This window comes from Peteryoungia rhizophila, assembly GCF_004912145.1.
Classification (GTDB): domain Bacteria; phylum Pseudomonadota; class Alphaproteobacteria; order Rhizobiales; family Rhizobiaceae; genus Allorhizobium; species Allorhizobium rhizophilum.
Window position 1 is genome coordinate 437,704 of record NZ_STGT01000001.1, and the last position, 21,754, is coordinate 459,457.

The 21,754-nt window shown below is 62.8% G+C and carries 19 protein-coding genes; all 19 read right to left on the minus strand.

The window, feature by feature from the left end; all coding sequences use genetic code 11:
• Nucleotides 1–100 precede the first annotated feature (100 nt).
• Complete coding sequence (locus tag E9677_RS02090; RefSeq protein WP_136556437.1) at nucleotides 101–388, minus strand: DUF1488 family protein; 288 nt, start codon at nucleotides 386–388, stop codon at nucleotides 101–103.
• Nucleotides 385–633: a hypothetical protein gene (locus tag E9677_RS02095; protein WP_136556438.1), complete on the minus strand. Its 249-nt coding sequence runs from the start codon at nucleotides 631–633 to the stop codon at nucleotides 385–387. Before E9677_RS02095 ends, E9677_RS02090 begins: the two co-directional genes overlap by 4 nt.
• Nucleotides 634–1,232: 599 nt before the next feature.
• On the minus strand, nucleotides 1,233–2,504 hold the full coding sequence (locus E9677_RS02105) for a glycerate kinase type-2 family protein (protein WP_136556439.1): 1,272 nt from the start codon (nucleotides 2,502–2,504) through the stop codon (nucleotides 1,233–1,235).
• Nucleotides 2,501–3,517 carry a LacI family DNA-binding transcriptional regulator gene (locus E9677_RS02110; protein WP_136556440.1) on the minus strand — a complete coding sequence of 339 codons (1,017 nt, stop codon included), beginning with the start codon at nucleotides 3,515–3,517 and terminating at the stop codon, nucleotides 2,501–2,503. Before E9677_RS02110 ends, E9677_RS02105 begins: the two co-directional genes overlap by 4 nt.
• Nucleotides 3,518–3,522: 5 nt before the next feature.
• Nucleotides 3,523–4,686, minus strand: a complete 1,164-nt coding sequence (locus tag E9677_RS02115) for a dihydrodipicolinate synthase family protein (RefSeq protein WP_136556441.1) — start codon at nucleotides 4,684–4,686, stop codon at nucleotides 3,523–3,525.
• Complete coding sequence (locus E9677_RS02120; RefSeq protein WP_136556442.1) at nucleotides 4,683–5,012, minus strand: Dabb family protein; 330 nt, start codon at nucleotides 5,010–5,012, stop codon at nucleotides 4,683–4,685. The genes E9677_RS02115 and E9677_RS02120 overlap by 4 nt, the downstream gene beginning before the upstream one ends.
• Entirely contained in the window at nucleotides 5,009–6,601 is a 1,593-nt protein-coding gene (locus tag E9677_RS02125; RefSeq protein ID WP_136556443.1) for a GMC family oxidoreductase, read from the minus strand. The genes E9677_RS02120 and E9677_RS02125 overlap by 4 nt, the downstream gene beginning before the upstream one ends.
• Nucleotides 6,602–6,610: 9 nt before the next feature.
• Nucleotides 6,611–7,369 carry a 3-ketoacyl-ACP reductase gene (locus tag E9677_RS02130; RefSeq protein ID WP_136556444.1) on the minus strand — a complete coding sequence of 253 codons (759 nt, stop codon included), beginning with the start codon at nucleotides 7,367–7,369 and terminating at the stop codon, nucleotides 6,611–6,613.
• A complete protein-coding gene (locus E9677_RS02135) occupies nucleotides 7,366–8,865 on the minus strand; it encodes a GMC family oxidoreductase (RefSeq protein WP_136556445.1) in 1,500 nt (499 codons plus the stop codon). Before E9677_RS02135 ends, E9677_RS02130 begins: the two co-directional genes overlap by 4 nt.
• A complete protein-coding gene (locus tag E9677_RS02140; RefSeq protein WP_136556446.1) occupies nucleotides 8,862–9,974 on the minus strand; it encodes an ABC transporter ATP-binding protein in 1,113 nt (370 codons plus the stop codon). Before E9677_RS02140 ends, E9677_RS02135 begins: the two co-directional genes overlap by 4 nt.
• A gap of 4 nt (nucleotides 9,975–9,978) precedes the next feature.
• Nucleotides 9,979–10,857, minus strand: coding sequence for a carbohydrate ABC transporter permease (locus tag E9677_RS02145; RefSeq protein WP_136556447.1), 879 nt, complete (start codon nucleotides 10,855–10,857; stop codon nucleotides 9,979–9,981).
• Nucleotides 10,857–11,750 (minus strand): carbohydrate ABC transporter permease, encoded by an 894-nt coding sequence (locus E9677_RS02150; protein ID WP_136556448.1) that lies wholly within the window; start codon nucleotides 11,748–11,750, stop codon nucleotides 10,857–10,859. Before E9677_RS02150 ends, E9677_RS02145 begins: the two co-directional genes overlap by 1 nt.
• 104 nt (nucleotides 11,751–11,854) lie before the next feature.
• A complete protein-coding gene (locus E9677_RS02155) occupies nucleotides 11,855–13,108 on the minus strand; it encodes an ABC transporter substrate-binding protein (RefSeq protein ID WP_136556449.1) in 1,254 nt (417 codons plus the stop codon).
• A gap of 42 nt (nucleotides 13,109–13,150) precedes the next feature.
• Nucleotides 13,151–14,665 carry an aldehyde dehydrogenase family protein gene (locus E9677_RS02160; protein WP_235882862.1) on the minus strand — a complete coding sequence of 505 codons (1,515 nt, stop codon included), beginning with the start codon at nucleotides 14,663–14,665 and terminating at the stop codon, nucleotides 13,151–13,153.
• Between the two features lie 10 nt (nucleotides 14,666–14,675).
• Nucleotides 14,676–15,443, minus strand: coding sequence for an enoyl-CoA hydratase/isomerase family protein (locus tag E9677_RS02165; RefSeq protein ID WP_136556451.1), 768 nt, complete (start codon nucleotides 15,441–15,443; stop codon nucleotides 14,676–14,678).
• Nucleotides 15,440–17,011, minus strand: coding sequence for an acyl CoA:acetate/3-ketoacid CoA transferase (locus E9677_RS02170; protein WP_136556452.1), 1,572 nt, complete (start codon nucleotides 17,009–17,011; stop codon nucleotides 15,440–15,442). Before E9677_RS02170 ends, E9677_RS02165 begins: the two co-directional genes overlap by 4 nt.
• Nucleotides 17,008–18,009 (minus strand): Gfo/Idh/MocA family protein, encoded by a 1,002-nt coding sequence (locus tag E9677_RS02175; RefSeq protein ID WP_205910089.1) that lies wholly within the window; start codon nucleotides 18,007–18,009, stop codon nucleotides 17,008–17,010. Before E9677_RS02175 ends, E9677_RS02170 begins: the two co-directional genes overlap by 4 nt.
• A 365-nt stretch (nucleotides 18,010–18,374) precedes the next feature.
• Nucleotides 18,375–19,064, minus strand: a complete 690-nt coding sequence (locus E9677_RS02180; RefSeq protein WP_136556454.1) for a response regulator — start codon at nucleotides 19,062–19,064, stop codon at nucleotides 18,375–18,377.
• Entirely contained in the window at nucleotides 19,061–21,751 is a 2,691-nt protein-coding gene (locus E9677_RS02185; protein ID WP_136556455.1) for a sensor histidine kinase, read from the minus strand. Before E9677_RS02185 ends, E9677_RS02180 begins: the two co-directional genes overlap by 4 nt.
• Between the last annotated feature and the right edge of the window lie 3 nt (nucleotides 21,752–21,754).

Consider the following 21,754-nt stretch of genomic DNA (forward strand, 5'->3'; position numbering starts at 1 on the left):
GCCCGAGGCGGTCGTCATGGACGATCACTGCAGTGGATTGCTCACGATCGATCATGACGTATCCCTCTTCCGAGTTCGCCAAGCGCTGTGATTGGTGTCGTCAGGCCGCCGACTGGAGGGACGACCCGAATGCACTGAGATCGAGTTCGATCGTATGTCGTCGCCGAGACTGATAGGCTTGCCTCGCTGTCGTCAGAATGCGGTCCCGCAGGCGATCGAATGCCAGGAGATAGTCGCGTTCCTTCCGGCGGCTGGTCGACCCCTCACGGTCAAAGAGTGCGACAGGCAATAGAAACAGAACCTGGTTCAGGCCATCATGCCCGATGAAACGAATGAGACCGCGGGTCTCGTCATAGGCACGGGTCGGATTGGGGAAGGAAAGGGTCACAGGCTCGTGACCTGACTGCTGCTCTTCAGCCGCGCGATGACGGCCTTGTCTGCCCAGAGGTTCACCGCGGGAACCAAATCTCCGGATCTGCGGACGCCCTTCTGGTAAAGGATCATCGCATGGCGCGCCGCGCCGCGGTCCAACTCGCAGAGTGGTTCTTCGTAGCGAAACCCGGCATGCCGGAGCGCGTTTCGGATGATGCTGATATCGAAGCTGCCGATAGGCTGATGAAGGTCGGAAGACATGATGTCCTCCTTTATTGGGGCCAGGGTGAGTGCCGCCCAGAAAGTGGCAGTGCCCGTTCAATGGCTGCCACTTCCATGAATATGGGCCTGCTTATCAGAACTTGCAAGAGCCCTGGAAAAACATCCATAGGGCGTGATTGGACTAACTGGGATCGCCGCGGGCACGCGCGGTTCGTGCGCGAACTCGAAGCCGGCACAGATAGCTGCAGGCTTGGGCTTGCTTTGACAGACCTGGAGACCCTCGGCTTGACGGTGAGCATCACCACCCGCGGTGCGTCCTCATGAGCCGCGTGTTGGACGTCATCCAAAGAGCGAAAAGCAGACGAGCTCAGGCAGGACGAGGACGGCTTGCTGACCTTCACCTGTTACGGCGATCACCTCGCCAGTGTTCCGGTCGCATTGTCAGTCACCCCGCTGGTGATGATAGGACCTTTCATTCAATCGCCTCTCTCGCTCCTTCTCCAGCCTCCTGCCTCTTGAAGACGCTAGACGTCGTCTGGCCTCAGCGCGCGGCATAGCCTTGAGCTACTCATCCAGAGTTCCCTGCTCTGCGACGAAGCCCACCTTGAGAGAAGGCGGACAGCAGCCGCGTTCCGTCTTCACCCACCGCGTGGCGGCTCTATCAGAATGGCGCGGAAGTCGTTCACGTTGGTGAGCGTAGGGCCGGTCACAACTTGGGCATCGAGTGCCTCGAAAAAGGAATGAGCATCGTTTCGCTCGAGCGCGAGCTGTGGATCGACTTTGCATTCGGCCGCGGTCTTCAGGGTGTCTGGTCCAATGACGGCACCGGCCACTTCGGCGGCGCCATCCACGCCGTCCGTATCACAGGCCAAAGCGTGAATGCCTTCCGCACAGTCAAGTGCTATGGCCAGGGACAGGCAGAATTCGGCATTGGGGCCGCCGATACCATCACCACGGCGGGTCACCGTCAGTTCACCGCCGGAAAGAAGGAGGATCTGCGGATCTCCTGGTTTCATGCCTGCCTGGAGAGCGAGGGCCTCCTTCGCCTGGGCCTCGGCGACCACGCGCGCCTCCCCTTCGAGAGCGTCTCCAAGGAGGCGCACCTCGCAACCGGCTTGCACGGCCAGTGCGGCTGCCGCCTCCAACGATTGCCGTGGCGCTGCATAAATAACGTTGCTTACACCGGCAAGGCGTGGATCGCCGGGCTGCACGACACCGGAGCCATGTGACAGAGCCTTGCGGACAGAGGCAGGCACCTCGACGTTCCACCGATCAATCACGGCAAGCGCATCGTCCGGCGTCGAGGGATCACCGACGGTCGGACCAGAGCCGATGAAGGCCGGATCATCTCCCGGCACGTCCGAAATGATCAACGCCAAGAGATCCGCCGGCCAGGCTGCGGCTGCCAATTGGCCGCCCTTGACCCGGCTCAGGTGCTTGCGCACCGTGTTCATCCGGTCGATTGGCGCGCCGGAGGCCAACAGCGCCTGGTTGACCGCCTGCTTCTCGGCCAAGGAGACACCCGCCACGGGCTGCACCAACAGTGCCGAGGCACCGCCGGAGATCAGTGCGAGCACGAAATCGCCCTCACCGGCGCCTTCGACAAGAGAGAGCATGCGGGCCGTCGCCTCAAGGCCGGCCTGGTCCGGCACCGGATGGGCTGCCTCGACGATCTCGATCCCATGGCAAGGCCGGGCATAGCCGTAGCGCGTGATGACGAGGCCTTCGCAGGGACCCCAGACCGCCTCGACCGCTTCGGCCATGCGCGCGCTCGCCTTGCCCGCGCCGACGACGATGACACGTCCCTTCGGCTTTTCCGGCAAGAATTCCCTGAGCGAGCGCATGGGGTCTGCGACTTCGACGGCCCGATCGAACAGGTGTCGAAGAAAGAGGTCCGGCCGATCGATCATGGAACGTCCCTCACGCCGCTGGTGTCGCGAATGACGAGCTCCACCGCCGTCAGGGTTTCCGGCTCGGGGCGCTTTCCCTCTTCCAACCAGGCCAAGATCGTGGTGGCGATGCTGCGACCGAATTCCGCGATCCCGCAATGGACAGTGGATAGAGCTGGAAACACTTGGCTGCATTCCTCGATGTCGTCGAAGCCGACCATACGGAAATCCAGCCCGACATTCCGCTTGAGCTTGGCAAAACCTGAAAGCATGCCGAGTGCTACGAGGTCGTTGAAGCAGATCGCGGCATCGATATCGGGATGCGTCCGCGTCAGTTCCTCGGCTGCCTCGCGGCCGAAGGAGCGGCTCGCCCTGCCCGAGAGGACGAACGGCTCCATGCCGGCTTCTGCCAGGGCCTCGAAGTAGCCCGTCATGCGCTCGCGCGTGACGGCGCGGTCTGCGAGACCACCAACAAAGGCGATGCGGCGCGGTGAGAAGGAGAGAAGATGGCGCGCGGCGAGAAGGCTGCCGAGGCGATAGTCGGGGGCGGCGAAGGGGAATTGCGAGACCCGCGGATCGACCTTGCGCAGCACCTGCATGGTGGGGATCCCGCCACGTGCGATGGCATCGAACGTGCCGCCTTCATCGCCGTAGGAGGGAGACAGGACCAACGCGGAGACGCCATGCTCGATCATCGCGCTGACGACCTGGGCCTGGACGCCCGGATCCTCGTCTGTATTCGCGACAACCGTGGCATAGCCGCGCCGGGACAGGGCCATCTGAAGCGAGGTGGCAAATTCGGTGAAGAACGGGTTTCGAAGATCGTTGATGACAAGGCCGATCAGGCCGACATTCGAGGATCTGAGGTTGGCGGCCGCCCGATTGTAGACATAGCCGACCTTGTCCATGGCCTCGCGCACCAGAAGGCGCGTCTCCTCCTTGACCAGGGGACTGTTCTGCAAGACGAGGCTGACCGTGGACTTCGAAATCCCGGCCACGCGTGCCACGTCGATGATGGTCGGCCGTCGCTCCATACCTGTCAGTCTATCCCGTTCAGCTCAGCCAAGACCCGCATCCTTCTCACGGCAAGCTCCGGATCGGCAAGCAGATTTGCCTGATCGGCCAGTCGGAAGACCTCCGCATAGTGGACGATGTCGCGGCTCGACTGAAAGCCTGCCGGCATGATGAAGTGACGCTGGTGGCCATTCAACCAAGCGAGGAAGGCAATGCCGGCCTTGTAGAAGCGGGTTGGCGCGCGGAAGATTTCCCGGCTGAGCGGCACGGTCGGAGCGAGCAGACGGTGGTAGGTTGCGAGGTCACCGGCAGCCAAGGCATCGAGTGCCTGCGACGCTGCCGGGGCGATGGCGGCGAAGATGCCGAGAAGCGCATGGGAATACTGCTTGCCATCGCCGGCAATCAGGTCGGCATAGTTGAAGTCGTCTCCCGTGTAGAGACGCACACCCTCCGGCAGACGAGCACGAAATGCCTCTTCATGCGCCTGGTCGAGCAGCGAGATCTTGATGCCGTCGACCTTGCCGGGGTTCTCGCCGATCAGGCCGAGGACAAAGTCGCTGGCTTCGGCGACGTTCTCGCTGCCCCAATAACCCTTCAGTGCCGGATCGAACATGTCGCCCAGCCAGTGCAGGATGACAGGCTCGCGCGCGCCGTCAATCAACCGACGATAGACGGATCGGTAGACGTCATAGCCGGCGCCCATTGCGGGAAAGGCGCGCGAGGCCATCAGGATCAGTTGCCCGCCGGCGGCCTCGATGGCTTCGACCTGCATCTGATAGGCCGCTGTGATCTTGTCGGCGGTGGTGAGGTCGGCAAGGGCCACATGGTCGGTACCGGCCCCGCAGGCGACGCGCGGCTTCATCGGATGGGCCTTAGCCGCCGCCATCGTGCGCTGGATGAGTTCGAGTGCCGTCGGCCAGTCGACGCCCATGCCACGCTGGGCCGTGTCCATGGCTTCGGCGAGACCGAGTCCCTGATCCCAGAGCGAGGTCCGGAAGGCGAGCGTGCCATCCCAGTCGACGGCGGGTCGCGTGTCCCAGGGATTTCGTTCGCGCAACGGGTCCGAGACGACATGGGCGGCGGCAAAGGCGGTGCGGGTCAGCGGGCGGGTGGGTGCGCGCGGTGTGAGCGGCGTTCCGGTGAGGCGATAGTCCTCGATGCGGCCATCGGCGGTGGGCAAGGCAATCATGTTGGAGATCCCTGAGTTTGAACGGGCAGGTCGAAGACGAGGATGCCGTCGAGTCCGCCCTCGGCATGCGCAACCAGACGCGCGCCGAAGCGCTTGTGATCCGGATGGAGCTGATAGGCTTCGAGCGCGGCCCAGTCGGCGAAATCGGCGACGAAGCCGTGCAGATAGCCGCGCTCGATGCGCTCCGGGCTTTCGCTGCGGCCCGAGGTGATCGATAGCAAACCCGGCACCTTGCCTTCGATCTGATGCAGTTCGGCAAAGAGGTCGCCGATAACGGCGGGCAAAACCGTCGGCTGGAAACGAACGAGCACGATGTGGCGGATCATGACGCTACTCCGTGATCGGCCTTGATCATGTCGGCTGCCTTTTCGGCGATCATGATGGTCGGCGCGTTGGTGTTGGACGAGACCACGGTCGGCATGATCGAGGCGTCGATAATGCGCAGACCTTCTATGCCGTTGAAGCGCAGTCGCGGATCAACGACGGCCTCGGGATCCGAGCCCATGCGGCAGGTGCCAGCGGGATGGTGATCGGTCTTCGAATGGCGGCAGGCATAGTTGAAATAGTCCTGCTCTCTCTGGACCTCCGGGCCCGGCAGACGCTCGGCTTGGACATAGGGCTTCAAGGCGTCCTGGCGCATAATGTCTCTCGCCATCTTCAGGCCACGGATCGACATCTCGCGGTCGTGCGGATCGGCCCAGTAGTTGGGGTCGATCAGGGGAGCTGCGAGCGGGTCAGCCGAGCCAAGCCGGACGGTGCCTCTTGAGCGCGGCCTGAGATAGGCGGAGTTCAACGTGACGCCGCCATTCGCCATGGCGGCCACGCCGGCCTCGATACCGGAGCCGAGGCCGAGATGGAACTGGATATCCGGCGACCGGGCTTCCGGATCGGCATACCAGAAGCCTCCGGTCTCAAACAGGCTGGAGGCAACCGGGCCGGTCTTGGTCAGCAGGTATTGCAGGCCGGCCAGCACAGAGAGATGGGGCTTGGCATAGCGGTCATAGGTATGCGGCCCCGTGCATTCGGCGATGACGAAGAGATCGAGATGGTCCTGCAGATTGGAGCCGACGCCAGGCTGGTCCAGGACGACGGGCAGGCCGACAGAGGCCAGATGATCGGCAGGCCCGATGCCCGAGAGCATCAGGAGGCGCGGGCTTCCGATCGCCCCGGAGGACAGGAGTACCTCCCGCTCCGCCCGGACCACGCCTTCGCCCGCGAGTTCGACGCCGACCGCGCGTCCATTTTCGACCACCAGCTTCAGCACCTGCGCATCGGTGCGAACAGTGAGGTTTGGGCGTTTGCGGGCGGGATTGAGATAAGCGATCGAGGCCGAGGAGCGGCGGACATTGCGCTGGGTCAGCTGATAGTACCCGACGCCGTCCTGCTTCTCGCCCGTCATGTCACCGTTGAAGGGGATGCCGAGTTCGCCTGCGGCCTTGAAATAGGCTTCGCAGATCGGTAGCGGCGCCGAAGGTTTGCTCACCCCGAGCGGACCGCCTTTGCCATGATAGCGGTCGTCGAAGCTGTCATTGTCTTCGGCCTTGCGGAAGTAAGGCAGCACATCCTCGTAGGACCAGCCTTCGCAACCCATCTGGCGCCAGTCGTCATAGTCGAGCGCATTGCCGCGCGTGTAGATCTGCGCATTGATGCTGGACCCACCGCCGATGACCTTCGCCTGGGTGTAGCGGATCACCATGTTGTTCATGTGCCGCTGCGGCACGGTGCTCCATCCCCAGCTGCCGATGCCCTTGGTCATCTTCGCAAATCCCGCCGGCAGATGGTAGAAGGGATGCCAATCGCGGCCACCGGCTTCCAGCAGAAGCACATTGAATTCGGGATTTTCCGACAGGCGCGCCGCGAGCACCGAGCCCGCCGAACCGCCGCCGACTATGATGAAATCGAAACCTTGCCGCATTCTATTCTCCTAGAGCCGAGCCAGCGAAAGCCCGCCGTCGACCGGGATCACCGCACCATTGGCGAACGCAAAACGCCCTTCCGCAAGCGGCACGACCACGCTGCCGATATCGGCCGGCTGGCCCCAGCGCTGGGCCGGAACGAGGCCGCCCTCGATCCGCGCCGTGTATTTGTCCTTCACGCCAGCCGTCATCTCGGTCTCGATGATGCCGGGCCTCAGTTCGAATACGCCAATGCCGTGTGGCGCAAGCCGAAGGGTAAAGAGCTCCGCCATCATGCCGGCACCCGCCTTTGAGATGCAGTATTCCGCCCGCTCGATCGAGGCCATGCTGGCGCTGACTGAGGTCACGAAGACGATCGAACGATAGGTGTCTGACGGGGTTGCCAGCATGCGCCGCGCAACCTCCTGCGCGAGGAAGAAGGCGCCGCGCAGATTGACGCCGAGCACGAAGTCGAAGCTGTCGGGTGTCAGCGAAAGCATGTCGCCGCGCACCTTGGCCGGCACGCCGGCATTGGACACGAAGGTGGTGACAGAGCCTAACTGTGCCTCGACCCGATCGAGGGCCACCGCAACATTGTCGATATCCTCAAGATCATGGCGGACATAGACGGCGGCCTCCCCCAGTTCCTTCAACGCCGAGACCACCTGAGGCGTGTCCTCGTCGGACCGGGACGCCAGCGCGACCTTGTAACCGGCGCTCACGAGCTCGCGGGCGATGCCGAGTCCGATGCCCTGCTGGCCTCCGGTGATGAGTGCGACCTTGCTCACTGGGTGAACTCCGTTTCGATGATGTGTTTGCCCGACCTCAGCGCCAGTGCGGCGATGGTGAGTGCTGGATTGACGGCCGCCGAAGTCGGCAGGATCGACGCGTCGACAATGAAGAGATTGCGATGATCGTGGCTGCGGCCGAAGCTGTCGACAACGCTCGTCATCGGGTCCGCCCCCATCCGGGCCGTGCCGCACTGATGCGAAGGCGTGCGGCGATCAAAGGCGCGCGACAGGACGACCGGGTAACCGGCTTTGCGAAGAAGGCGCTTGAGCTTATCGACGAGGGCGAGGTGCGCCTCCCAGTTCGACCGCTTCCAGTCGAGAACGATCCGGCCGTTCCTCACCTGCACGCGGCTTTCGGGATTGGGCAGATCCTCGGACATAGCATAGAGATCTATCGAACGATCCGCGATCCAATTGGCGAGCGGGCGTGGCAGCGGCGAACTTGCGGCGAGGATCGGGCCAGTGATCTTGCCGAGCAGCTGGATATTGCCGAGCGGTTCGCCCTTCGGTCCGCCCGTCAGGTAGAAGTCATTGACCAGCAAGGTCTTCTGATAGACCGACGGATTGCGCCTGAACGGGTGGAGCGCCAGCACCGCCGAGCAATTGTGGTTCATGAAGTTGCGGCCGACCTGATCGGAGCGGTTCGCCAGCCCCTGCGGATGGTGCTCGTCGGCCGATGAAAGCAAGATGGCGGCACTCCTGACGGCACCGGCTGACAGAACCACGAGCGGTGCGCTCAGCACCTGTTTCTCGCCTTGGTTCAACACTTCTACACCGGTGATCTTACCGCCCTCGCCCGCCAGCAGGCGCGTGACTTCACACCCCGGTGCAAGCGTGACGTTGGGATGGCGAAGCGCTTGGGCGAGGCTCACCGTCTCCGCATCCTTCTTGCCGCCGCAGGTGTCGGGAAAAGCGTCCCAGGTCGTGCGTCCATGGGCAAGCCATGTGTCGACATCGACACCAAGCGGCAGGGAGGCCGGGTGGAGCCCAACGGATTTCAGGCGGCGGCGAAGATCGGCGATGGCAGACTCGTCAGGGACGGGCGCGTGGTCGTAGCGTCCGGAATGCGGCGGTTCGGTCGGGTCTTCGCCCAGCGTTCCCCGGACCTCGAACAGGTGTTCTGCCTGCTGATACCAAGGTTCCAGGCTGTCGTACGCCATCGGCCAGCCCGGCGTCGTTCCGCCCATATGGCGCAGCGGCGAGAAGTCCTCGCGGCGATAGCGGAGCAGCACTGCGCCGTAGAATTTGGAATTGCCGCCGACATTGTAGTAGTTGCCGGGGTTGAAGAGCTGCCCGTCGCCGTCCAGCCATTCCTCCTTCGGTCGGAAATGCGCCTTGCCGAAAATGGCTTCCGCGTCCCGGTCCGCCGGGGACGGCTGCAGCCTTTCGCCCTTCTCGATGATCAGGATGCGTCTGCCCGTCGGGGCGAGTTGCGCGGCAAGCGTCGCGCCCCCCATGCCCGAACCGATTATGATGACGTCCGCGTCGCTCATGGCCGGATGCGCTCTTCCGTCTTGGGATCGAAGGCCACGGCCTTTTCCATGTTGACCGCGAATTCGAAGTCATCGCCGCCTTTGATGTCGACATCGGCCCTCATGCGCGCGATCACGTCCTTGCCGCCGAGGCCCATCGTGACGAAGGTGTCGGAGCCTGCAGGTTCTGTCACGACGACACGGTTCTTCAGGCTGACGATGTTCTGCGACTTGCGGTCGGCCCCCTCAGGATCGGTGATCGCCTCGGGCCGGATGCCGAGAAGAATTTCGCGACCGTCCCAGGCGGCGAGACCCGGCTGGCTGAAGGCAAGCAGGCTCTTCGAACCATCCCCCAGCCCGACCTCGGCATGCGGTAAGCCATTGGTCACGACAACGCGCGCCGGTACGACGTTCATCGCGGGACTTCCCATGAAGGTGGCGACAAAGACATTGGCCGGGGTGTCGTAGATCTCCTTCGGTGTCCCGAGCTGCTGGATGTAGCCCTTGTTCATGACCGCGATCCGGGTCGAGAGCGTCATCGCCTCGATCTGGTCGTGGGTGACATAGACGATCGTGCGCTTGAGCTTGGCATGCAGCTTCTTGATCTCGGTGCGCATGTCGACGCGGAGCTTGGCGTCGAGGTTCGACAGCGGCTCGTCGAAGAGGAAGACATCGGGATCACGCACCAGCGCACGGCCCATGGCGACACGCTGGCGCTGGCCGCCGGACAGTTGGCCCGGCTTGCGGCCCGTCAAGTGATCGATCTGCAGCAGCTTGGCGACGTCGAGCAATGCCTTGTCGCGCTCGGGTTTCGGCACGCCATGCATTTCGAGGCCGAAGGTGATGTTCTGGCCGACGGTCATGTTCGGATAGAGCGCATAGGACTGGAAGACCATCGCGATGTTGCGCTTCGAGGGGTGGACGCCATTGATGACGCGGTCCTTGATCGCGATCTCGCCCGAGGAGATGCCCTCCAGGCCCGCGATCATGCCGAGCAGGGTCGACTTGCCGCAGCCGGACGGGCCGACGAGCACGAGGAATTCCCCCTCCTCCACCGAGATGTCCACGCGATGCAGGACTTCGAGCTGTCCGTAAGACTTGGTGACGTTCCGGATGTCGAGAAAGCCCATGATCTTATCCTTTGACTGAACCGGCCATCAGTCCGCGCACGAAATAGCGCCCGGCGACGACGTAAACGAGAAGGGTGGGAAGGGCGGCGATGATCGCGCCCGCGAAATGGACGTTGTATTCCTTCACGCCCGTGGAGGACTGAACGAGGTTGTTCAGCGCCGCCGTCATCGGCTGGCTGGTGCCGCCGAAGGACACGCCGAACAAGAAGTCGTTCCAGATATTGGTAAACTGCCAGATGACAGAAACGACTGTGATCGGGCCCGAGACCGGCAGCAGGATGCGCCAGAAGATGCGGAAGAAGCCGGCGCCGTCGATCTGTGCTGCCTTGACCAGTTCGGTCGGGAAGGTCGCGTAGTAGTTCCGGTAGTAGAGCGTGGTGAACCCGATACCGTAGACCACATGCACCAGGACGAGCCCCGGAACGGAACCTGCGAGCCCGAGCTTGCCGAGCACCAGCGCCATCGGGATCAGCACGATCTGGAACGGGATGAAGCAGGAAAACAGCATCAGCCCGAAGATGATGGTATCGCCGCGGAAGCGCCATTTGGTAAGCACATAGCCATTGAGGGCGCCGAGAATCGTCGAGATAGCGACGGCCGGCACGACCATCAGGATTGAGTTGAGGAAATACGGCTTCAGGCCGGTTGGCGATACGCCGATCTGGGCGGTCGACCAGGCAGACCGCCAAGCATCCAGCGTCCAGGTCTGCGGCAGTGCCATCATGTTGCCGCCGGTGATCTCCGGCAGCGGCTTCAGCGAGTTGATGCCCATCACATAGAGTGGCAGCAGGTAGAAGAGCGCGAAGATGAGAAGCACCAAATAGATGAAGGTGCGGGTGACGCGACCGGTCCTGACGGCGGTGTCCTGGCTGACGGCAGACATCAGTTCTTCTCCTTCAGTTCGGCATAGAGATAGGGAACCATGATGGCTGCGATGGTCATCAACATGATCACGGCGGAGGCAGAGCCGACGCCCATCTGGTTGCGGGTGAAGGTGTAGGAATACATGAAGGTCGCCGGCATCTCGGTCGCGCGCCCTGGGCCACCACCGGTCAGCGCGATGACGAGGTCATAGGACTTGATCGCCAGGTGGCTGAGGATAACGAAGGCCGAGAGGAAAGCCGGGCGCAGCATCGGAATGACGATCCGCCGGTAGAGCTGGAAGCTCGAGGCACCGTCGATCTGTGCGGCCTTCAGGATCTCGTTGTCGATGCCGCGCAAGCCCGCCAGGAACATGGCCATGACGAAACCACTGGTCTGCCAAACCGCCGCGATGACGATGGTGTAGATCGCCATGTCGTTGTCCTTGATCCAGGTGAAGGAGAAGCTCTCCCAGCCCCAGAGCCGCATGATCCGCTCCAGCCCTATGCCGGGATCGAGGAACCACTTCCAGGCCGTGCCGGTGACGATGAAGGACAATGCCATCGGGTAGAGATAGATAGGGCGCAGAAGCCCCTCGCCCCGGATCTTCTGGTCGAGGAAGATCGCCAGCATCAGGCCGAGTGCCGTGCAGATGACGATGTAGAGGCTTGCGAAGATGGCGATGTTGCTGATCGCGATATGCCAGTTTTCCTGGGCCCAGAGCCGGCTGTAGTTGGTGAAGCCGACGAAGGTGTAGAGGGGCAGCATCTTCGAGCCGGTGAAGGACAGGAAGATCGTGAACAGGATGAACCCGTAGACGAACAACAGAATGACGGCGAAGGACGGTGCGAGAACTATCTTCGGCAGCCAGTCCTGGACACGCGTGCGCAAGTCAGCCCGGGTCGAGCTTGTCATGAGGGGTCTCCCTGTACGGAATGGATAGACCGACGCCGCCTCTCACCTTGCAGACGGCGTCGGAAGGATCGCGAGCGACGAGGAGCGTCGCCCGCGACGGGAGGTTACTTTGCCGCGGCGACCGCTTCAGCGAGAGACTTGGCAGCTTCGGCGCCGTCCTTGAAGCCGCCGTTGAAAGCCTTTGTGACAACGTCATAGACGGCATTCTTCACGGCAGCCGGAGCAGCATGGCCGTGCGCCATGGAGCCGAAGAGCGAACCTGCTGAGCTTGCCTCGGCGAGATCCTTCATGCCCTTCTTGCCGCAATCGTCGAAATCGGTGTCCGGCACGTCGGTGCGGGCCGGGACGGATCCCTTGACGACGTTGAAGGCCGACTGGAACTTCGGGCTTTCGATGGCAGAGGCCATGGCCATCTGGGCCTTGACGTTGTCATCGCCCGAGACGTTGAACATCGCGAACTGGTCGGAGTTGAACGTCACCGAGCCCTGTGTCCCCGGGAAGCGGATGCAGACGAAGTCTTCGCCTGGTTTCTGGCCGGCCTTCAGGAATTCACCCTTGGCCCAGTCACCCATCATCTGCATGCCGGCCTTGCCTTCGATGACCATCGCCGAGGCGAGGTTCCAGTCGCGACCGGAGAAGTTATCGTCGGCATAGCTGCGCAGCTTGATCAGGCGGTCGAATGCATCGGCCATGTCGGGACCACTGAGCGTGGCTTCGTCGAGATCGATGAAGGCCTTCTTGTAGAAGTCGTTGCCCTTGGACAGAACGACGCCGTCGAAAACGGTGGCGTCCTGCCACGGCTGCCCACCATGGGCGAGCGGGGTGATGCCGTTCGCCTTCATCGTGTCGAGCATGGCGACGAGTTCGTCCCAGCTCTCGGGCGCCTTGCCGCCGGCTGCATCCAGCGCTGCCTTGTTGATCCAGACCCAGTTTGTGGAGTGGACGTTGACGGGCGCTGCGATCCAGCGGCCGTCATATTTCGAGAATTTCTGCAGCGCTTCCGGCACGACCTTGTCCCAGCCTTCGGCAGCGGCGACTTCGTCGAGATTGCCGAGCGCACCCTGCTCTGCCCAGTCGAGAATGTCGAAGCCGAGCATCTGAACGGCCGTCGGGGAATCGCCTGCCGTAACGCGGGCACGGAGCGCGGTCATGGCGGCTTCACCGCCACCACCGGCGACCGGCATGTCGACCCAGCCGATACCCTTGGTGTTCAGATCCTCCTTCAGAACATTCAGGGCTGCAGCCTCACCACCCGAGGTCCACCAATGGAGCACCTCGACGTCGGTGGCGTGAGAAAGGCCGGCGGTTCCCGCCAGCATGGTACCGGTAATCAGCATTGTCTTGAAAAGGCTACGCATGTTTTCCTCCTGTTTGATGCGTTGCTTTCATCGTTCCGGAAGTCAGTCGCGCACCCAGTTCGGCCTTGTCTGGCCGATGCGCATCACGACGGATTTGATCTCCAGGAATTCGTCGAGGCCGTAGCGGCCATTCTCGCGGCCCTGCCCGCTCTGTTTGAAGCCGCCGAAAGCGACCTCGGGGAAGCCGTCCATCCAGGTGTTGGTCCAGACGGTGCCGGCTTCCACGCGGCGTGCGAAGGCAAGGCAGGTATGGACATTCTCGCTCCAGACGCCGGCGGACAGGCCGTAGGACGCGTCGTTGACGAGAGACACCGCCTCATACAGCGTCTTGAAGGTCAGGACGGCGAGCACCGGGCCGAAGACCTCCTCGCGGGCGATCGGCATGTCAGACGTGACGTTGGTCACCACGGTCGGCGCGAAAAAGTCCCCAGGCAGTCCTGGGTGACGCACGGCCTCACCACCGAGCGCGAGCCGGGCGCCTGCGGCCACCGCATCACGCACATAGGCTGCGATCTTTTCCTGGTGGGCATGCGAGATGATTGCGCCGACCTGCGTGTCCGGATTGAGCGGATCACCGAAGGCGACTTTGCGGGAGAGCGCCACGACCTTTTCGACCAAAGCTTCCGCGATCTCTTCGTGCACGATGATGCGGCTGCCGGAATTGCAGCATTCGCCGGCGTTGAAATAGACGCCGAAGGTGACGGCATCGGCAGCGGCATCGAGGTCGGCATCCGGGAAGACGACCTGCGGGTTCTTGCCACCCAGTTCGAGTGCGACCTTCTTCAGTGTCTTCGAGGCGACCGCACTGATCGCCTTGCCGACCGCGGTCGAGCCGGTGAAGCTCACCATGTCGACATGAGGATGTTCTGCCATCAGCGCGCCGACCGGTTGGCCGAAACCAAGGACGATGTTGACGACGCCTGCCGGTAACCCGGCCTCGACGAGAAGTTCACCCAACATCACCGTGGTCGATGGCGTCATTTCTGACGGCTTGATCACGCAGGTGCAGCCGGCCGCGAGCGCAAATGGAAGCTTCTGGCTGAGGATCCAAAATGGGAAGTTCCACGGCGTGATGATCGAGACGACGCCGATCGGCTCTTTCAGCACAACGGCCAGCATATCCTCACCGAGCGAATTGTGGCTGTCGCCGTGCAGGGTGCGGGCAAGGGCTGCCGCATAACGCCAGAGGTCGGCGGCACCGGAGACTTCACCGCGGGCCTGGGAGATCGGCTTGCCGCTTTCGAGCGTTTCGAGGAGCGCCATGCGCTCGACATTGGCCTCGATCAGATCGGCGACTTTCAGGAGAAACGTCGAGCGCTCCTTGCCGGTTGCTCGGCTCCACTTGCCATCATTGAAGGCCCGTCTTGCCGCCGCAATGGCGGCTTCGGTCTCCGCCGCGCCACCCCTTCCAGAGCGACTGACGAGAACGCCATGCGAGGGCGAAATCCTGTCGAAAGTCGCGCCGTCGGCGCTACCCTGCCAGATCCCGTCGATCAGGTGGCGGCCTTCGAAGGGCGCCTTTGGCAGCGGATACGAGACGGCTGATGTCATGGTCATATCGTTCATGTCATTCTCCCGAGAATGCGGGTTTGCGTTTCGCCCTGAAGGCGGCGACACCTTCGTCGCGATCGGCACTCGCTGAAATTGCGGCACTGCCGAGCGCCTCGATCATGGCGTCGCGATCTTCTCCCCGGCCCGCATGGATCATGAACTTGGCCACTTCGACTGCACGCGGTGACAAGCCAAGAACCGACTGGGCCATGCTTCGAGCTGTCTCGACCGGGTCGGCCGAAACCTCGACCGCGAAGCCGAAGGCATGGGCGCGCTCGGCGGAGATGCGGCGTCCGAAGAGGGCCATTTCTTTCAGGACCGGTTCCGGCAGCAATCGCGCCAGACGTTGTGTGCCCGACCAGCCCGGTACGATGCCGACATGGGCTTCCGGAAGCGCGAGCGTGGCCGATGGTGCCATGACCCTGACATCGCAGGCGGCGGCGAGTTCGAGGCCACCGCCAAAAGCGTGACCTGACACGGCGGCGATGACCGGTTTCGACAGTCGCGAAAGACGATCGAAGATGCGATGCCCATCGCGGACCCAGTGGCGGGCAAATTCCGCGGGTGTCAGGTCGCCCCAGGCGTTGATGTCGGCCCCGGCGCAGAAGGCGCGTTCGCCTTCTGCCGTGACGATGACGCAGCGAACGTCCTGCATGCGCTCCAGCCGGTCGAGATGGCCGGACAACTGCTCCAGCATTTCGACAGTGAAAGCGTTGAGCTTGGTCGGATTGTCCAGCCGTATCTCGGCGATCCCTTCAGCGATCTTGAGGTGAACGGCGCTCATGGTGTCCAGCCCATCGGTTCTGTCGACAGGAGCGATGTCGATATGACGCTTGCGTGCGGCGCTATCTTCACCCGGCCCTGCGAGGCAGCGACGATGTCCCGTTCGGGCTCGATGCCCGGCATGATTTCTGTGGCTACGAGCCCGCCCTCCGTCAGGCGCATCACGCAGCGCTCGGTGACGTAAAGCACGTCCTGCCCCTGTTCGCGGGCTCTGCGGCCGGAGAAGGTGACGTGCTCGACCTTGTCGACCATCTTCGTGAACTTGCCGGGATTGCGGACATGGATCCCGTCATCTGTCAGTTCAACAGTGGCACCGGCTTCAAACCAGCCTGAGAAGACGATCTTCCTGGCATGCGCAGTGATATCGACAAAGCCACCACAGCCGGCCGTCAGATAAGGTTTTTTGCCGAGCTTCGAGACGTTGACATTGCCTTCCACGTCCACCTCCAAAAAGGAGAGGAAGGAAACGTCGAAGCCGCCGCCCTGGAAGTAGATGAACTGCTGCGGCGACGGCACGTAACCATCCGCGTTCGAGGCACAACCGAAGGCGAAATCGGTGAGCGGCATGCCACCGACGGCACCCTGCTCGATTGCCCAGGTCACAGCCTCGGGATGCCCTTCCTCGAGCAGGATACGCGGCACCTGCGCGCTGATGCCGAAACCGAGATTGGCGGTCATGCCCGCTTTGAGCTCGAGCGCAGCACGGCGGGCGATCACCTTCTCGACGCCGTGGTCGGCGAGCTTGAAACTGGACCAAGGCCGCATGATCTGCCCTGAGATCGCCGGGTCGTAGGGTGTCTCGCAGGTCTGTTTCTGCTCGGGATCAAGGACGACGAGATCGACGAGATGGCCAGGTACGCGCACGTCATGCGGACGGAGACTGCCGGTCGCCGTCATGCGGCTCACCTGGGCGATGACAATACCGCCATTGTTGCGCGTCGCGATCGCCTGCTCCAGGCCGCCGAGATAGGCGCCCTCGTGCTCATAGGTGAGATTGCCGCGCTCGTCGGCGGTTGTCGCCCGCAAGATGCAGACGTCCGGATAGATATTGGGAAAGTGCAGCCAGGTTTCACCGGCGAATTCGACACGGCTGACGATGGGGTGAACCGAAGCGCTCTCATTCATGGCGCAGCCCTCGCGGATCGGATCGACGAAGGTGTCGAGACCAATGCGGGTCAGCACTCCTGGACGCCGTGCCGCCGCTTCGCGGTGCATATCGAACATGATGCCGGAGGGGACGTTATAGGCCTCGACCCTGTTTTCAACGACCATTTTCCAGATCTCGGGCATCGGCAGGCTCGAGGGACCCGACGGATAGGAGCCGGCAAGCACTCGGCTGATGAGGCCATCTTTCGCGATGTGGTCGATGCCCTTCACGCCATACATATCGCCGGCAGCGATCGGATGCAGCATTGTGAGATTGCGCGGATGGCCCTCGATATCGAAGCGTTGGCCGAGTGCCGAAAGGACAAAATCCGGGCAACCGAGCGCCGACGACGAGGACACCGTGACGACCGCGCTGTCGGGAATGCGTGCGACGGCTTCAGCAGGAGCGACGAGCTTGCTCAACGGACATCTCCGTATTTGACGTCGATCCGGACGCCGCGCACAGCGGCTTCACGAACGGCAAGAGCAACCGCGAGAGACTTGACCCCATCGAGCCCGGTCGCTGCCGGCTCGCCTTCGCCGGCCACGGCGGCATGGAAGCGCCGAATGCTTTCCCCGTAAAGATCATGCTGGTCGAAGCCGATCACCTCGCGACCCGACGACGTCACCAGCTCGATAGAGCCGATCGGGTTCTGCGTCATGACATCCCGGGCGAAGATCGACCCTTCGGTGCCATGCACCTCCAGACCCGAGCCGGCGAAGGGATGCGTGAAGCTTTCATGGCTCATCACCATGGCACCTGAGGGCATGGTCCAGACGGACATTGCCGAGTCCTCGACGCCCTCGCCCAGGCCGGAACTTGTCATCTGGGCCACGACCGAGATCGGATCCTCACCGAGCAGGAAGCGGGCGACATCGGCATCGTGAACGGTGATGTCCGGGATGACACCACCACCAGCATCCGGGGAATTGATCCGCCACCCCTGAAGATGCGGCGGCAGGAAGACGGCGTGATGTAAACGCAGGGACAGCACGCGACCGATGCGGCCTGAAGCAATAAGTCCGCGGACGGCACGATGACTTCCGGAGCAACGCAGGTGGTGATTTGTAGCAAAGACGAGCCCGGCTTCCCGAGCTGCACGCACCATGGCACTGGCATCATCCAGCGTGAGCGCCAGAGGCTTCTCGCAGAGAACATGCTTTCCAGCCTTCACGGCGGCCAGGGCCTGCTGCAGATGCTTTTCGTTGGTCGTCGAGATGTAGACCGCGTCGATGTGGAGGTCTGAGAGAAGCTCTTTCAGATCGTTTCCAGATCGCGGGATGCGGTGCTCATCGGCGAAGGCCCGGGCGCGCTCAGCCGATGCGCTCAACACATGCGAAATCTCACCATGCTGGGCGCGGATGGCTCCAACCATGTATTGACGAGCAATTGTGCTGGCTCCGATCAGGGCCCACCGCATTCGCACTTCCTCCCACAATCATCATCTTTTGGATCGTTCCAATATTTATGGAAGGATCCAATTATTCTGTCAACTGGTTTTGTCAGTTCGGGCTTGTGAGCTGCGTTTCGCGTGGAAATGCGCCTGTCGATGACGCTTCGGAGCGGCATAGACGAGGCGTAACCTGGCCAAGCGGAGCGCGCGTTCGGATCGGGCCGCCGAAGTGGCGGCGCACTCTACGGTCGGGATTGATCATCCGCTGACCATAAGTCGCAAGCCCCAACGCTGCTCAGAAATGGACTTTCGCAGAAGGGAGCCAGCCACTCGGCCCTGCACTTCGCGTCACTTCGAATTGGACACCTGAAGCAGCCTCTCGCTGCAAAGTTTCACTCGTGCTCAGCCATACGATAGCCCACTCCCGGCTCCGTGCGCACGATCCGAGGCTGAGTCGGGTCGCGTTCGATCTTCTGGCGCAGTTGACCGATAAAGACGCGGAGATAATGCAAGTCGTCCCCGTGTGCGGGGCCCCAGACGGATGTCAGAAGCGTGCGGTGTGTCACCACCCGCCCGACATGGCGAGACAGAAGTAGCAGAAGATCGTATTCCTTGGGCGTCAGATGAACGATCTCTCCGTCTCGCGACACCAGCCGCCTGATGGGATCGATGGTCAAGCCGTCGATCTCCATGACGGTCGGGATAGCATCACGCCGCCCGCGATGGCGCAGCGCGGTTCGGATGCGGGCTGTGAGTTCGCCGATACCGAAGGGTTTTTCGACATAGTCGTCTGCTCCAAGATCCAGCGCCGCAATCTTCTCGCTTTCGCGGTCGCGGGCCGAGAGAATGACGATCGGGACATCCGACCAGCCCCGGAGACTGGCGATGACCTCCTTGCCGTCCATATCGGGAAGGCCGAGATCGAGGATGACGAGATCGGGCGCCTGGGTGGCCACGGCCTTGAGTGCTTCGGCTCCCGTTGCCGCTTCAACGACCTCATAGCCAGCAGCGGTCAGCGAAGGTTTCAGGAAACGCTGGATCTGCGGCTCGTCATCCACCACCAGGATGCGGGACTGGTTCATCGGACATCGCCCCTTGCTTCGTCGCTTCCAGGGAACCGCATGACGATGCGCGTGCCCCGCTTCTTCAGTGCCGGGCTCTCCGCATGGATCCTGCCGCCCATGGCCTCGACGAAGCCGCGGGCGATGGAAAGCCCGAGCCCCGTCCCCGGAGAACGCCCATCAGGCTTTCCCCTGCGATAGAATTTTTCGAAGATCCGGTCCAGATCCTCAGTCGGAATGCCCTTGCCGTGATCGGTGACCGAGATCAGCACGTCCTTGCCGTCACGACGGGCATAGACGTTGATCGGCTCATCGCCACCATACTTCACCGCATTGTCCAGAAGGTTGAACAGCACCTGGCCGATCAGCACGCTGTCGCCACGAATGAGCGGCAGGTCAGCGGCAATTCCGGTTTCCACGATCCGTCCCGGCGCATATTTACGGGTGCGCTCGACGGCGGACTGTACGACGTCGGCGACATCCACCCAGTCCTGTTTGGGTTTAAGCGTGCCGGCCTCAATGCGGGTCATGTCGAGCAGATTGGCGACGAAGCGGCTCATGCGGCCGCTCTCCTCCTCGATCGACTGCAGCAGGTCATCGCGGTTCTCAGGCGTCATGCGTTCGCCGAGCTGACGCAAGCCGGTGACAGCACCGGTGATCGTTGCCAGCGGGGTTCGCAGGTCATGGGAGATGGAGGAGAGCAGCGCTTCCCGATACCGTTCGCCCTCCAGCCTCGCTGCCTGCTCGACGGTCTCGTCGGCGAGGCGTGCCCGATCGAGCGCGATCGCTGTCTGGTCGAGGATGGCGGTCAGCGCGCGTTCGGCGTTGAGGTCGAGCCGGTCACCCGTGTGCTCGATGCCGCAGACACCGACAATGCCATGGGGACCAAGCAACGGGCGGAATTCGAAGCGGCTGTTCGGCAGCGTGCCCGTGCCATGGCCAGCGGGCTCGCGCTTGTCATGCGACCAACGGGCGGCTGTCATGTCGGTGACGTCGAGCTCTGCATCCGGTGGCCAGGCGGCGGCCACACCGAGATCTCCCTTGCGTGGGACAAGCAGCACGACCTTTCGCTTGAGGCTCGCCTGCAGTTGTGAAACGGCGAGCCAGATCGCATCCTCGCCCTTGGCCGTGCTCGCGAGCTTGCGGGAAAAATCATAAAGTGATTGCAGCGCCGTCGCGCGGACCCGAGCCACCTCCGCTTGCTCTCGGATGCGCGAAGCGAGACCGCCTGCGATGATTGCCACGGCCAGAAAGACGAAAAGCGCGAAGACTTCGTGCGGGGCAGCAATCGTGAAGGTGTGGCGCGGGTCGATGAAGAAGAAATTGTACGCGAGCGCCGACAGGATTGCTGCCAGGAATGCCGCCGCATAGCCGCCGATGACTGAGGCTCCTAGAACGGCGAGCAGAAAGAGCAGCGATATGTTCGGCAGCTCGACGAAAAGATCGATCCCTTTTCCCAAGGCCGTAGTCAATGCGACGAAACCGAGAGCCCACATGGCCGAATGTCTGAGCGCAGTGGCTTTGGGCAGGTTCAGGGACGGGCGCGCGCGTTCGGCGATCGTTCCATCGGGCGTCACGATGTAAACGCCCAGACCGGATGCTTTGCCAGCCAGGGCATCCGGCAGCGAGCGGGTGACGAGTTTCTGCCACCGGCTGCGCTTGCGCGTGCCGATGACGATCTGCGTCGCATGCTCGCGACGTGCGAACTTCAGAATTTCCTCGACGAAATCATTGCCGATGATGCGACGGGTTTCGGCCCCGAGCTGTTCGGCCAGCCGGAAGAGCGTCTCGATCCGTTGCAGTCGTTCCGGCGTCTCGACCTCCCGGTCCGCCCGCTCGATCGAGACAACCAGCCAGGGTGCGTTGAGCCCCGAAGCGAGCCGGCTCGCCACGCGCACGACCTTCTCCGACAGGGGATCGGAGCCGACGCAGACGATGAGGCGCTCGCCAGTGGCCCAGGGACCGTCGATGGCGTTCTGTTTCAGGTAGTCGACCATCTGGTCGTCGACGCGGTCCGCAGTGCGGCGCAGCGCCAGTTCACGCAGTGCCGTCAGATTACCGAGACGGAAGAAGCGGTCGACCGCACGGTTGGCGCTTTCGGGCAGATAAACCTTGCCATCCTTCAGCCGCTCGATGAGTTCGGAGGGGGCGAGGTCGACCAGCAGCACCTCATCGGCGCGTTTGAGCACCACATCGGGCACGCGCTCGCGCACGGTCACACCGGTGATCTGCGCGACAAGGTCCGCCAGGCTTTCGAGGTGCTGTATGTTGAGCGCCGTCCAGACATCGATGCCGGCTGATATCAGCTCCTCGATATCCTGATGGCGCTTCGGATGACGGCTGTCTTCGGGATTGGAATGGGCGAGTTCGTCGACAATGACGATGCGCGGGCGGCGCTCGAGTGCTGCATCGAGGTCGAACTCTTCGAGCATGCGACCGCGATGGGCGACCCTCCGCCGTGGCAGCACCTCGAGGCCATCCAACAACCCTGCCGTCTCGCTGCGGCCATGGGTCTCGACCAACCCGACGACCAGATCCACGCCGTCCGCCTTCAGGCGTTTGGCCCGAGATAGCATCGCATAGGTCTTGCCGACGCCGGGAGCAGCGCCCAGAAAAACGGTCAGCTTGCCCCGGCGGTCCTTATCCGCCAGGGCAAGCAGGGCATCGGGATCGGGACGTCGGTCGTCCCTGCGGTCGTCATCCGCCATCTA